Source organism: Isoptericola sp. GX10416, from assembly GCF_056590155.1.
This window is the reverse complement of the sequence record NZ_JBWPVO010000013.1, coordinates 17,914-30,389: the sequence shown is the minus strand read 5'-3', so window position 1 is coordinate 30,389 and position 12,476 is coordinate 17,914. Positions and strand designations below refer to the sequence as shown.

Sequence of the window (12,476 nt, the reverse complement as noted above, 5' to 3'; positions counted from 1 at the left end):
GCACGTCGCGAGTGCTGGTTCTGGCTGCCAAGGCTGGTCGGTGGCGTCGAAGCCAGCGATTTCTGGCCGCGCTGCGCCGTCACGACCTGCGCGGATCCATGGGGCAGGTCGCCTCCGCGGGCGACAACGCCGCCATGGAGTCCTTCTTCGCGCTGCTGCAGAAGAACGTCCTGGACCGGCACCGCTGGACCACCCGCGAGGACCTGCGGATCGCGATCATCACCTGGATCGAACGCACCTACCACCGACGCCGCCGCCAGGCCCGCCTCGGACGATTGACCCCCATCGAGTACGAAGCCATCATGACCACTCAGGTCGCACTCGCCGCCTGACAACCGCTGTCACCTATCCGTGCAGCAGTCCCAGGCGACCTTGGGATGTGTTTGAAGCGCGACGAGGTGGAAGGTTCTTGCTGGGTGGTTCGTTGCGCCGATGGTAGGAGTGGGACCAGGCGGTGACGGCGGTTGAGACTCTCGAACCCATGGAGGATGAGGGGATGTCACGAGAGATTCTTCGGGCGATCCTAAAGAACGACCCGGAGACCTTGGACGCCCTCGTCCGCGACGGCGGAGATCTCCGGGCGCGCACGGACGCGGAGAGGTGGAACTACCTGCACCGGGCCCTGCTCTCCCCCGTCGTGACGCCGTCCGCGGCCATGCTGCGACAGCTCGTCGCGAGCGGCGTCGACGCCGACGCCGTCGACGTCTACGGGAACACGCCGATCCACTACGCGGTACGAGCGAAGCGGCCGGAGCTGGTGCAGGTTCTGGTCGATGCCGGCGCGAACGTCGACGTGGTGAACCGGGAGGGCGCGAGCCCCCTGCGGCAGGCCCTCGCTTCGAGGCCCTTCGACCATGAGTCCCTGAGGATCCTGGTGCACGCCGGTGCCGACGTCCACCAGAGGGCTCCTGATGGTTCGTCCGTGCGAGAGCAGGCCGAGCTCGTCGCCGACGGGGACACCGAGCTGCTGTCGGTCTTCGGGATCCGATGATCCCGGGACGTGGTGGTCGTGCAGCGCTGCGTGCGGTGGCGTGCGGCGTCGTGCTCGTGCCCCTTGTCGCCTGCGGGCCGCCTCGTGTCGAGGCCGACCTCACGACGAACTACACGACGTTGGAGGAGCTGGCGGCCCACAGCGTCGACGTCGTGACGCTGAGAGCCGAGGGATCGCGTGTCGAGGGCAGCCCGGAGACCGGCTTCGTGATGACGGAGGCGGTCGTGCTGAGCTCGGCGGAGCAGCAGATCGGGGTGGGTGAACGCATCGAGATCAGGCAGTGGGCGATGCAGTTCTCGAACACGGCGCCCCCGCTGTCGGTCGGCGAGACCTACGCCGTCTATCTCGTCCCTGCGGATCCTCCGGGAATGGAGGCGACGGCGGCCTACGACGTCGCCGGCTCGGTGGGCGTCTGGGTGGTCGAGGACGGTTCCGGCGAGCTGATCGTCCGCAAGAGCGACCTGCCCGACCACATCGAGGTGTCGGTCGACGATGCCGGACTCCTCGACGTGCGAGCGTCCGGATAGCCGGGCCGCTCGGGCAGCACGCACGTCAGAGCGCCGCGAAGAACTCCAGGATGTCGGCGACGGTCTGCTGCGGCTCGAGGTGCGCGGCGTAGTGGCTGCCGCGCTCGTAGGTGGTCCACCGGCGGATGTCCGCGTGGTCCCGCTCGGCGAACCGGCGGATGGAGGCGAAGTCCCCCTTGCCCTGGGCGAGCGCGATCGGCACCGTCGTCGGCCCGGGCCGCTCCCCCGCCTCCTGGGCGCGCCGGGCAGCCAGGGCGTTCTCCCGATAGAGCCGCAGGGCAGAGCCCTGCGTCCCGGTGAACCAGTACACGGCGGCGTTGGCGACCACGAACTCCGGCTCGACGTCGCCCATCAGCTGGGCGTTCCACCCGAGCAGGCCCGACGGCGAGTCGGCGAGCGCGTGCGCGAGGGTCTGCGGCTGCTGGGACTGCAGCACGTTGAACCCGCCCATGTTCTCCCAGAACCAGCCGAGGTGGGCGATCGCTGCCTGCTCCTCCTCGCTGAGGTCGGCCATCTCGGCGGGGTCGCCGGACGGGAAGGAGAAGAGCTGGGTCACGTGCACCCCGACGACGCGCTCGGGGTCGAGGCGGCCGACCTCCGGAGAGATCATCGACCCGGCGTCGTTGCCCACCGCGCCGTACCGCTCGTACCCGAGCCGGTGCATGAGCTCGACCCAGGCGCGGGCGATGCGTGCGTTGTCCCAGCCGCGCTCGGTGGTCGGGCCGGAGAAGCCGTAGCCGGGCAGCGACGGCAGGACGACGTCGTAGCCCGCGGCGGTGAGCGGTTCGATCACGTCGAGGTACTCCACGACGGACCCCGGCCACCCGTGGGTCAGGATCAGCCCGACGGCGTCGGGTCGTCCGGAGCGGACATGGATCGCGTGGATCCGCTGACCGTCGATGACGGTCTCGACCTGGGGGTAGGCGTTGATCCGCGCCTCGAGCGCCCGCCAGTCGAAGTCCTCGAGCCAGCACCGCACGAGCTCACGGAGCCGGTCGACGCCGGTGCCGTCCTCGCCCTCCTCGCCGATCTGGTCGGTGAACCGGGTGCGAGCGAGGCGCTCGCGGACGTCGTCGAGCTCGGTCTGGGGAATGTCGATCCGGGTGGGGGTGATCTGGGTGCTCATGGTGTGCCTCCGTGTCGTGCTGGATCGTGCTCTTGTCGTGCGGCCCGGGACGAGGTCCGCCGTCAGCGGGACGGCGTCCAGTGCGGGTCGCGGCCGAGGTAGCGCAGCAGCTCGTTGACGGCTACGCCCGGCGCGTCGTCGGCGCCATGGGCCGGGCGCTCGACGACGGCCGCGTATACGCCGTACTCGCGCAGCGGCTCGACGATCTGGCGGGCGACGGCGAGGAGCTCGGCGGCGACGTCGTCGTCCAGCGGGCACGCCTGGCCGGTGGCGACGGCGACGTCCCAGGCGTGGACACCGGCGTCGAGCGCGGCGGCACCTGCCGCGACGGCGGCCGGGAGCTCGCCGTGCGGCAGCGGGGTCGGGGCGGAGCCGTCGGGGTCGACGCCCGCGAAGGCTCCGGACGCGGCGGCGACGGCCGTGCCGACCAGCGCCACCGCCGTCCCGGCCAGCGTCCCGGACGGGGCGAACGGGTTCTCGGTGGGCCCGCCCTGGCCGGTGAGTGCGGCGACGTAGGCGAGCTGGTCGCCGGCGGCGTGCTGGAGCACCTGCGCCACCGTCCAGTCGGAGCAGGGCGTCTGTCGGTCGAAGTCCTCAGGAGCGAGCCCTTCGGCCACCGCGACCAAGGCTGCGTGCGCGCGATCGAGGGTGGTCCAGCGGGTGCTCGGCGTGGCGGTCATGGCGTCTCCTCCGGGTCGAACGGAACGGAATGTTCCGCTACCCAAGAGCGTAGCGGAACGTTCCGTTCCGCACAAGTGGTATCGTCGAGCTCGTTCCCACCGGACATCAAGAAGCGGAGCACGGCATGAGCACCCCGAGGATCGAGGCCGTTCCCAGCGGACGGCGCGCCCAGGCAGCACGGAACGACGAGACGATCCTCGCCGCCGCCCGCGAGGTCTTCATGAGGGCGCCCGACGCTCCCGTCGCGGCCGTCGCCCAGGCAGCGGGCGTGGGCATCAGTGCCCTGTACCGGCGGTACCCGAGCAAGGAGGAGCTGCTGGCCACGCTCTGCCTGGACGGACTGCGGCGGTTCGTCGAGGTCGCGCGGTCCGCCCTGGACGTGGCGGACCCGTGGGACGCCTTCGAGGCCTTCCTGCGCGGCATCGTCGAGGCGGACGTGCACTCGCTCACCGTCCACCTCGCCGGGCGCTTCACGCCGACGCCCGACCACCTCGCTCTCACCGAGGAGTCCGGGCGGCTCGCGACAGAGATCCTGCGCCGCGCGCAGGACGCCGGCGTGGTGCGCCCGGACGTCGTCGACGCCGACCTGCCGATGGTCTACGAGCAGCTCGCCGGGATCCGGATCGCGAGCGGCGAGCGGCTCACCGAGCTGCGCCGACGGTACCTCCAGGTCCACCTGGCCGGCCTGCGCGCCGGCGCCCTGGCGTCGGGGACGCTCCCGGGCGAGGCGCCGACGTCGGCCGAGCTCGGCGCCCGCTGGCAACGGGCCTGAACCCCACGTCGCCCGCGAGCCCCCGCTCGACCCCGGCGGACGCGCGGACCTCGACCGGCTCCCGGTCCCGCAGCCAGCCGAGCACCCACCCGGCGTCGGGGAGTTCATCAGCGGTGAACTCTCCGGCCACCGCTCGTCCATGATTCCCCGCTTCAATCGGGGCGAACCCGCTGACGGAACCCGGTCGCGGACCGGGCCGTCGGCGTGCGTTCGTCCGCATTGACGAAGGGGAGACGATGACGAACTCGACAGGGCGGTGGGGCCGCAGGGCCGCCGTCGGCGCAACGATCACGGGCCTGGTCGCCGGTGCCCTCGCGGCGCCCGCGGCGGCGGCCACCGAGGTCCCGGGCACCACGGCGATCCAGGCGAGCGAGGTCGACCCGACCGCGCCGTCGCGCGTGATCCTCACGCCCACCGAGACGCCCGAGACGAGCCAGTCCTTCTCGTGGCTCGCCGGGCACGTGTCGCAGACCGCCGGGCAGGTGCAGATCCGCCCGGTGGCCGGGGGCGACGTCCGTACGGTCGACGCGTACGCCGCGGGGACCGTGAACGGCAACCCGCTGCAGCACTTCTCCGCCACGGTGGACGGCCTGGCCGCGGGCACCGACTACACCTACCGCGTCGGCGCCGAGGGTGCCTGGAGCGGCTGGAACGAGTTCACCACCGCCGACCCGACGGACACGGACTTCCAGTTCGTCTACTACGGCGACGCCCAGATCGGCCTCGACTCGACGTGGCCGAAGGTGGTCGACATGGCCGAGGCGTCCGCGCCCGACTCCATCGGGTCCGTGCACGCGGGAGACCTGATCGACACCGGCGGCAACGAGACGCAGTGGACGAGCTGGTTCACCGGCATGGAGACCTCCGCCGCGACGACGAACGTCATGGCGGCGCCGGGCAACCACGAGTACTCGGGCGACAAGTTCCTGACGTCGTGGAAGGCCAACTTCGAGTACCCGCACAACAACCCGACCACCGAGACCATCGGCGACCTCGCCGACCTCGCCGTCGGCGACACCGACGTGGCCAAGCAGTACGCGGCGTACTTCGCGCACTGGACCCAGTTCGCCACGGAGACGGTGTACTTCACGGACTACCAGGGCGTCCGCTTCATCACGATCAACGCCACCCGCGACACCACGTTCCTCACGCCCGACGGCCTGCCCGCCTGCACGGGCGCCGAGTGCCCGTCCACGAAGGTCGCGGCCCTGTGGACGCAGTTCCAGGCGGCCTGGCTCGACCACGTGCTCACGCAGAGCCCGTCGAAGTGGAACGTCGTGACGTTCCACCAGCCCGTCTACTCGACGTCGGCCGGCCGCAACGAGCCGATCCTGCGCGAGTACTGGGTGCCGGTGTTCCAGGAGCACGACATCGACCTCGTGATGATGGGCCACGACCACACCTACGCCCGCGGGTACAACAACGACGACGTCACCGGCACGCCGGGCATCACCGACGGCCCGGTCTACATCGTGTCGAACTCGGGCGCCAAGCACTACGCGCTGGAGACCGACGAGAAGAACGTCTGGACCAACAACGGCGCGACCCAGGTGCTGCGCGGCGCCGGGGTCACCACCTACCAGGTGATCGACGTGACGGCTGACTCGCTGCACTACCGGTCCTACCTCGCCGAGAAGACCGCGACCGCGACCACGGACCTGCCGGTCGGCGCCGTCTACGACGAGTTCACCGTCACCAAGACGGACGACGGCGAGAAGTGGGTCACCGAGGCCGGCGTCACCCCGCCCGTCACCGAGCCGGACACGACGCGCCCCGAGGTCACGCTCGTGACGCCGACGTCGTCGGGCCCGGTGCGCGAGCTGGCCGTGCAGGTCGACGCGACCGACGACCGCGGCCTGGCCAAGATCGTCGCCAACGTCTACTCCGGCGGCACGCTCGTCAAGAGCACGCAGTCGGCCGTGGCCGACGGCGCGAAGGCCGGCACGCACACGGCGACGCTCTCGCTCCCGTCGGGCGCGTACACGGTGCGGTACAACGCCCACGACGTCGCCGGGAACGTGTCCCGGACCAGCACGGTCGACGTGACCGTCGACGCGACCGCGCCGACGGCGACGGTCAAGGAGGGGGCGGCGTTCACCACCCGCACCGGGGACGGGTACGGCCAGGTCAGCTTCAAGCTGCACGACGCCGGCAAGATCGACAAGGTCGTGCTGAACGGCGTCACGAAGGACCTGACGAACAACGCCTGGTCGGACCTCAACTTCGTCAAGCCCGGCACCTTCGGCGCGAAGGCCGGGGTCAACACCCTCGTCGTGCACGACGTCGCGGGCAACACGAGCACTGTCGAGTTCACGCTCCGCTGACGCCACCCCCGCCCCACCCCCCGGCCGGCCCCCCCGGCCGGCCCCCCCCGGCCGGCCCCCACCTCCCGCTCCCCCCCGGCCTGCCGGTGGTTCTGATCGCTTTCACTATGAGCCTGAGAGTGAAAGCGATCAGAACCACCGGCGGGGGTCGCGTGGCCGGGGGCCGGGGGCCGGGGGCCGGGGGGCGGGGTCGCGGGGCCGGGGGGCCGGGGGCCCCTGGGGGATGTCACATCGGCGGGCGCTGCCTCGTCCACCCTGCATGGACACGAACATGCACGAGAAGATGAGTCCTATGCGGATCGCTGTCGCGGGAGCGACGGGCACCGTCGGGCGTCACGTCGTCGACGTGGCGGGCGAGCGGGGCCACGACGTCGTGCCGTTGACGCGGTCGTCGGGGGTGGACCTCACGACGGGCGGCGGGCTCGCCGAGCGGCTGACCGGCGTCGACGCCGTGATCGACGTCGCCAACGCCCCCGCCACGAAGCAGGAGGACTCGGAGGCGTTCTTCGGCACGGTGACCCGGACGCTGCTGGCGGCCGAGCGCAACGTCGGGGTGGGGCACCATGTGGCGCTGTCGATCATCGGCATCGACCACGTCCCGTGGGGCTACTACCTCGGCAAGGTGCTGCAGGAGCGGGTCCTCGCCGAGTCAGACCAGCCGTGGAGCCTGCTGCGGGCCGCACAGTTCCACGAGTTCTCCGAGCAGGCGCTGAGCTTCGCCCGGGTCGGGCCGTTCTCGGTGGTCCCCCGGATGCGGTCGCAGCCGGTCGCGGCCAGAGAGGTCGCCGAGGCCCTGGTCTCGTTGGCCGAGCAGGGCCCGTCGGGCCGGGTCGCGGACCTCGCCGGCCCGGAGGTGCACCTGATGCACGACCTCGCGCGGCAGCTCTCCCAGGCTCGCGGCCTCGGACGTCGCGTCGTCCCCGTCCCGCTGCCGGGTGCGGCCGGGCGCGGCATGCGGGACGGATCGTTGACCGCGTCGGGCGACCCGACCGCCGTCCTGGGCCGGACGACGTTCGCGGACTGGTTGGACGGCGGCGCGGATGAGCGCTGAGGACCTCGCGGTGCAGTTCGACGCGCACCGACCCCGGCTCGTGCGCGTCGCGTACGCGATCCTGGGCAGCCGCGTCGAGGCCGAGGACGTCGTCGCCGACACCTGGTTGCGACTCGTCGACGCGGACGCCCGCGATCCAGTGCGTGACGTCCTCGGGTGGTCGACGGTGGCGGTGTCGCGCGCCGCGATCGACGTCCTGCGATCGGCGCGCGTGCGCCGCGAGGCGTACGTGGGCCCGTGGCTGCCGGAGCCGCAGGTGCAGGAGCCCGGCCCGGCTGACCGGGCGACCCTCGACGACACGGTGCGCTACGCGCTGCTGGTCGTGCTCGAACAGCTCACCCCGGCCGAGCGCACGTCGTGGGTGCTGCACGACCTCTTCGACTTCCCCTTCGACGACGTCGGTCGTGTCGTGGGGCGGTCGCCCGCGGCAGTGCGACAGCTCGCGAGCAGGGCACGGCGTCAGATCGCCGAGGACAGGCCGCGCATCGAGGTCGACCAGGACACGCACGACCGGGTCGTCACGGCCTTCGTGACAGCCGTGGCGGGCGGCGACCTCGCGGGTCTGGTCGCGGTCCTCGACCCGGACGTCGTCCTGACCAGCGACGGGGGCGGCGTGGTCAGCGCGGCCCGTCGGCCGGTGTTCGGCCCCGACCACGTCGGGCGGTTCATGGTGGGGCTCGGCCGCAAGCAGGGCTCGATCGTGTTCGACCTTGCTCCCGTGAACGGCGACCTGGGGCTGGTCGGCCGCGCGGACGGGCAGTGCGTGTTCGTCATCGCCTTCACCGTCGACGCCGGCCTGGTCGCGCGGGTCGACATCGTGCTGGCGCCCGACAAGCTCAGCGACTGGGCGTCGCCGCCTCAGCGACTGTGAGCGTCGCCGCGAGGCGGCCGAGCGCCGCCGTCGGGCCGCTCAGGCCGCGGCGATCCGTTCGCGCGGGAACGTCGCACCGGTCAGCTGCTCGGAGACGTCCCACAGGCGTGCGGCCACGTCCGCGTCCCGCGCCTGCGGCGCCCGGTCGACGAGACCCGGTGCCCCACGGAACTCCTGGAAGCCCTTCGGGCCGACATAGCTGTCGCCGGGGACGTCGGCCACGGCGGCATAGAGCGTCGGCAGGGCGCCCGCGGCGTCGTCCTGGGCGAACAGGGCCACGACCGCCGACGCCGCACGCTGGACCAGCGGGTGCCTCCCGTCCGCGCGGAACAGGTTCGTCGCCGCCAGGCCGGGGTGCGCGGCGAGGGCCCTGACCGGGGAACCGGCGTCGTCCAGGCGGCGCTGCAGCTCGCTGGTGAACAGCAGGTTGGCGAGCTTGGACTGCGCGTACGCCGGCATCGCCCGGTACGCCTTGCGTTCCCAGGACAGGTCGTCGAAGTCGATGACCCCGCTCCGGTGCGCGTTGGACGACACGGTGACGACACGGTCGCGGACCTGCGGCAGGAGCAGGTTCGTCAGCGCGAAGTGCCCCAGGTGGTTGGTACCGAGCTGGAGCTCGAAGCCGTCGGCGGTGCGGGTCGGGGGCGGGATCATGACGCCGGCGTTGTTGACGAGGAGGTCGACGGGCTCGGTGAGGTCCTGGGCGAAGGCGCGCACGGAGGCGAGGTCCGCCAGGTCGAGCGCACGGACGTCGACGTCACCGGTCATGGCGGCGGCAGCGTCGCGCCCCTTGTCGACGTCGCGCACGGCGAGCACGACGCGCGCGCCCTTCGCGGCAAGAGCGTGTGCGGTGACACGGCCGAGGCCGCTGTTGGCGCCGGTCACCACCGCCGTGCGGCCGGTCAGGGACGGGATGTCGGACGTGGTGAAGGCTGCCATCGCCCCAACGTAACCGCTGGGCGCCGGGAAGCCGGTACGCCTAACCTGGCCCTATGACTGGCGGCCGTCCCGGGCCCGCTGACGGCGAGGCGCTCGGACCCGAGCGCTTCACGACGTCGGACGGCGTCCGGCTGTGCTTCCAGGCGGTCGGGCCCGACGACGCCCCGGTGGTGCTGCTGCTCGCCGGAGCGGCGTCGTCGATGGACTGGTGGCCCGTGGACCTGTGCCTGGCCCTGGCCGCCCAGGGGCGGCAGGTGGTGCGCTACGACCACCGCGACACGGGGCGCTCGACGACGTCGCCGCGCGGTGCGCCCGACTACACCGGTCGTGACCTCACCCAGGACCCGCTGCGGGTCCTGGACGCCCTCGGCGTCACCGCGGCGCACCTCGTCGGCCTCTCGATGGGCGGAGGGATCGCCCAGGAGCTCGCGATCGACCACCCGCACCACGTCGCGTCCCTGACCCTCGTCGCCACGACCCGCGCCGTCGCCGCGCCCGACGCCGCTCCGCTGGCCCCGCCGTCGGACGAGCTGAGCGGACTGTGGTCGGGCGACGGACCGGACCCTGACGACCCGGACGCGCTGGTCGAGTCCCTCGTCGCCGCGGACCGCGCCCTGACCGGCCGCGGGTGGTTCGACGTCGAGCGCACCCGGGCGGTCGCGCGCCGGGCCGTGGCCCGGTCGAGGGACGCCGGCGCCGGGGACAACCACCTCCAGGCGCCCGCGGGCGAGCCGCTCCGGGGCACGCTGGACGACGTCGGCGCACCGACCCTCGTCGTGCACGGCGCGCACGACCCGCTGTTTCCTGGGCACGGCACGGCGCTCGCCGAGGCGATCCCGGGCGCGAGGCTGCTCGTCCTCGACGGCGTCGGGCACCAGGTGCCCCCGCCGGAGTCGTGGGACGTGCTGCTCCCGGCGCTCGACCGGCACCTGGCGTCCGCCGACGGCCGTTGACGCCTCAGGCCATGAGCAGCCGCACCGGCAGCGCGCGCTCGACGGCGCCGCCGTCCGGCAGTCGTTCGACATGGAACACCGGCCGGTCCGGTCGCTCGGCGACCGCCTCCACGAGCTCGCCGTCACGCAGCACGACGGCGGTGAAGTCGTCGGCGGCGTACCCGGCGTCGAGCACGCCCTCGCCCACCCAGCGTTGGTAGAGCTCACGCCGTCCCGGCTCGCCCAGGTAGTGGGGGCAGGCGCTGGCAGCGACGAAGCCGAGGCCGTCGCGCAGCGGGGCCAGCGGGCCGAAGGAGTCGGTGGACGACCCGGTGAACCAGCAGTTCATGCCGGCGCTGATCCCCGCCAGCACCGTCCCCGCAGCGGCGGCCTCGCGCAGCAGGTCGGGCACCCCGTGCAGACGCCACAGTGCGAGCAGGTTCGCCGTCGACCCTCCCCCGACGTAGACGACGTCCTGGTCGAGCAGCATCGCCGGGTCGGTCCAGCCGCCCTCCTCGTTGCCGAAGAGGGACAGCACCGAGGTGGTGGCGCGGCCGTCGAACGCGGCACGGAACCGCTCGCCGTAGCCGACGGCGTCGCCGCTCGCGGTCGGGACGAAGCACACCCGCGGGGCGTCCTTGCCGGTCAGCGACAGGATGTGGTCGTCGATCGCCGACGAGCCGTCGTCGGACATGGAGAAACCGCCACCGCCGAGTGCCACGACCGTTCCGATCATGGTCGGCATCCTCGCACGCGAGCAGGGACGCCGATGGCACGGCCGGCCGGGGGGGAGCGGACCCGGCCGGCCGCAGCGCTCACCCGACCGGCGTCACCGCACCCCGTGGTGCCCGGACGGGCAGGATGCCCGGACCGGTGAGGTGCGCGCCGTAGGCCTTGACCGTCCACGGCGTGCGCAGCGCCCGGTAGTCGTAGACGTCCGCCGGGTCCCAGGACACGCCCCAGGTGATGTCGGCGGGCAGCGTCGCGCTCAGGTCGACGGGTCGGGTGCCGAACCAGGAACCCTCGTCGACGAAGGCGCCGCCGAATCCCGAGACCGCGATCGACGCGTCGGCACCTGGGCCGACGTACTCGAAGACGTTCCGTTCGGAGACCACCTGCGACTCGACGCCGACACCGATGAAGTACCCGGCACCGGGGCGGATCGGCGAGACCGCGTCCTCGACGTCGGCCCGGAAGTAGTTGTTGACGACGTGCACCTGCCCGAAGCGCACGCGCGGGGAGCGCTGGGTGACGCCGTCGAAGTAGTTGCGCACGATCGTGGCGCGCAGCTTGCCGCGGTCGGTGTCCCAGTTGCCGTCGCCGGAACCGAAGAGCATGGCTTTGTCGTGGTTCTCGACGCGGCTGTTCGACAGCGTCACGAAGTCGGTGCCGTCCTTGATGTCGAACAGGCCGTCGTGGAAGTTGACGGGCTTGTCGCTCGGGCCGATCGGTGCGGAGCTGTCGGGGAAGCGGCCGTCGGTGAGACGCACGTGGTCGAGCCAGATGTTCGTGCTGGTCACGGACGAGACGGCGTCGAACCGGGCGTTCCAGGCGCCCTTCTCGCCGTCCCAGGGGTCCCAGCTCGTGAAGAAGTCGCGCGGCGCCTCCACGGTGAGGTTGCGGATCACGACGTCGTGCGCGAGGTGCAGCATGACGGTGGCGCCGCGGATCTCGGCGTTCTTCCCGAGGCCGAGGATCGTCGTCTCGCTGGGCACCGAGAGCTCGATCTGGCGCTTCATGTTGTTGCTGCCGGTCTGGCGCTTGCGACGCTGGTCGCCGCAGTAGTCGTGGGTCTGGTCGCTCCAGCCCGCCTCGGTGAAGCAGCTCAGGTACTTCTGGATGTCGTAGCCGGGCGCGTAGTCCTGCTCCCCCATCAGGGTGCCGTCGGCGCGCTCGTTGCCGTCGATGACGCCGTCGACGTAGATGATCTTGGGGGCGGTGCGCTGGCCGCCGTTGTCGAGCGCGGCCAGCAGCTCGGCGCGGGTGCTCACGACGTAGGTGCTCGACGCCGGGGCGCCGGCGCCGCCGTCGGTCCCGCCGTTCGCCGTCGCCCAGCCGGTGGGTGCGGCCTGGGAGGCGATACCCGGCAGGCCGGTGAACAGGCCGGTCGTCGAGGGGGTCGCGTCGGCGGCCTGCGCCGAACCGAGCGGGGCGACCAGGGCGGCAAGCGTCAGGGCGGTGGTGGCGACGGCCAGACGACGACGTCGGGAGCCGCGGTATGAATCGGTTCGAACCAGGGTCACGAACATTCTCCTCATCATT

At 72.3% G+C, this 12,476-nt stretch carries 12 protein-coding genes and 1 pseudogene; 8 read left to right on the top strand and 5 right to left on the bottom strand.

The window, feature by feature from the left end; translation table 11 throughout:
• Nucleotides 1–17: 17 nt before the first annotated feature.
• The 3 genes and pseudogenes from ACWAT2_RS16290 to ACWAT2_RS16280 form a co-directional block, all read left to right on the top strand.
• Nucleotides 18–332, top strand: a pseudogene (locus tag ACWAT2_RS16290) (integrase core domain-containing protein); the annotation flags it as partial.
• Nucleotides 333–496: 164 nt separating this feature from the next.
• Nucleotides 497–991, top strand: a complete 495-nt coding sequence (locus ACWAT2_RS16285) for an ankyrin repeat domain-containing protein (RefSeq protein ID WP_480049103.1) — start codon at nt 497–499, stop codon at nt 989–991.
• 50 nt (nt 992–1,041) lie between these two features.
• Nucleotides 1,042–1,518 (top strand): hypothetical protein, encoded by a 477-nt coding sequence (locus ACWAT2_RS16280; RefSeq protein WP_480049102.1) that lies wholly within the window; start codon nt 1,042–1,044, stop codon nt 1,516–1,518.
• 25 nt (nt 1,519–1,543) lie between these two features.
• Here ACWAT2_RS16280 and ACWAT2_RS16275 read toward each other — a convergent pair whose 3' ends face one another.
• Nucleotides 1,544–2,644 carry an epoxide hydrolase family protein gene (locus ACWAT2_RS16275; protein WP_480049101.1) on the bottom strand — a complete coding sequence of 367 codons (1,101 nt, stop codon included), beginning with the start codon at nt 2,642–2,644 and terminating at the stop codon, nt 1,544–1,546.
• 62 nt (nt 2,645–2,706) lie between these two features.
• Nucleotides 2,707–3,324 (bottom strand): TIGR03086 family metal-binding protein, encoded by a 618-nt coding sequence (locus ACWAT2_RS16270; RefSeq protein WP_480049100.1) that lies wholly within the window; start codon nt 3,322–3,324, stop codon nt 2,707–2,709.
• Between the two features lie 125 nt (nt 3,325–3,449).
• Between ACWAT2_RS16270 and ACWAT2_RS16265 the strand changes: the two genes are divergently transcribed.
• The 4 genes from ACWAT2_RS16265 (at nt 3,450) to sigJ (ending at nt 8,343) form a co-directional block, all read left to right on the top strand.
• Nucleotides 3,450–4,097 (top strand): TetR/AcrR family transcriptional regulator, encoded by a 648-nt coding sequence (locus tag ACWAT2_RS16265; protein WP_480049099.1) that lies wholly within the window; start codon nt 3,450–3,452, stop codon nt 4,095–4,097.
• 236 nt (nt 4,098–4,333) lie between these two features.
• Nucleotides 4,334–6,421, top strand: a complete 2,088-nt coding sequence (locus ACWAT2_RS16260; RefSeq protein ID WP_480049098.1) for a purple acid phosphatase family protein — start codon at nt 4,334–4,336, stop codon at nt 6,419–6,421.
• A gap of 292 nt (nt 6,422–6,713) precedes the next feature.
• Nucleotides 6,714–7,472 carry an SDR family oxidoreductase gene (locus ACWAT2_RS16255; RefSeq protein ID WP_480049097.1) on the top strand — a complete coding sequence of 253 codons (759 nt, stop codon included), beginning with the start codon at nt 6,714–6,716 and terminating at the stop codon, nt 7,470–7,472.
• Complete coding sequence (gene sigJ, locus ACWAT2_RS16250) at nt 7,462–8,343, top strand: RNA polymerase sigma factor SigJ (RefSeq protein WP_480049096.1); 882 nt, start codon at nt 7,462–7,464, stop codon at nt 8,341–8,343. Before ACWAT2_RS16255 ends, sigJ begins: the two co-directional genes overlap by 11 nt.
• 39 nt (nt 8,344–8,382) lie before the next feature.
• Here the strand turns inward: sigJ and ACWAT2_RS16245 are convergent, their stop codons facing one another.
• Nucleotides 8,383–9,282 carry an oxidoreductase gene (locus tag ACWAT2_RS16245; RefSeq protein WP_480049095.1) on the bottom strand — a complete coding sequence of 300 codons (900 nt, stop codon included), beginning with the start codon at nt 9,280–9,282 and terminating at the stop codon, nt 8,383–8,385.
• A gap of 53 nt (nt 9,283–9,335) precedes the next feature.
• Here ACWAT2_RS16245 and ACWAT2_RS16240 point away from each other — a divergent pair, with 53 nt between their 5' ends.
• Nucleotides 9,336–10,235: an alpha/beta fold hydrolase gene (locus ACWAT2_RS16240; protein ID WP_480049094.1), complete on the top strand. Its 900-nt coding sequence runs from the start codon at nt 9,336–9,338 to the stop codon at nt 10,233–10,235.
• A 4-nt stretch (nt 10,236–10,239) separates the two neighbouring features.
• Here the strand turns inward: ACWAT2_RS16240 and ACWAT2_RS16235 are convergent, their stop codons facing one another.
• Complete coding sequence (locus ACWAT2_RS16235; protein ID WP_480049093.1) at nt 10,240–10,950, bottom strand: Type 1 glutamine amidotransferase-like domain-containing protein; 711 nt, start codon at nt 10,948–10,950, stop codon at nt 10,240–10,242.
• Between the two features lie 79 nt (nt 10,951–11,029).
• The gene (locus tag ACWAT2_RS16230; protein ID WP_480049092.1) at nt 11,030–12,457 is read right to left on the bottom strand and encodes a pectate lyase family protein; all 1,428 of its coding nucleotides are present in this window, start codon (nt 12,455–12,457) and stop codon (nt 11,030–11,032) included.
• Nucleotides 12,458–12,476: the final 19 nt, after the last annotated feature.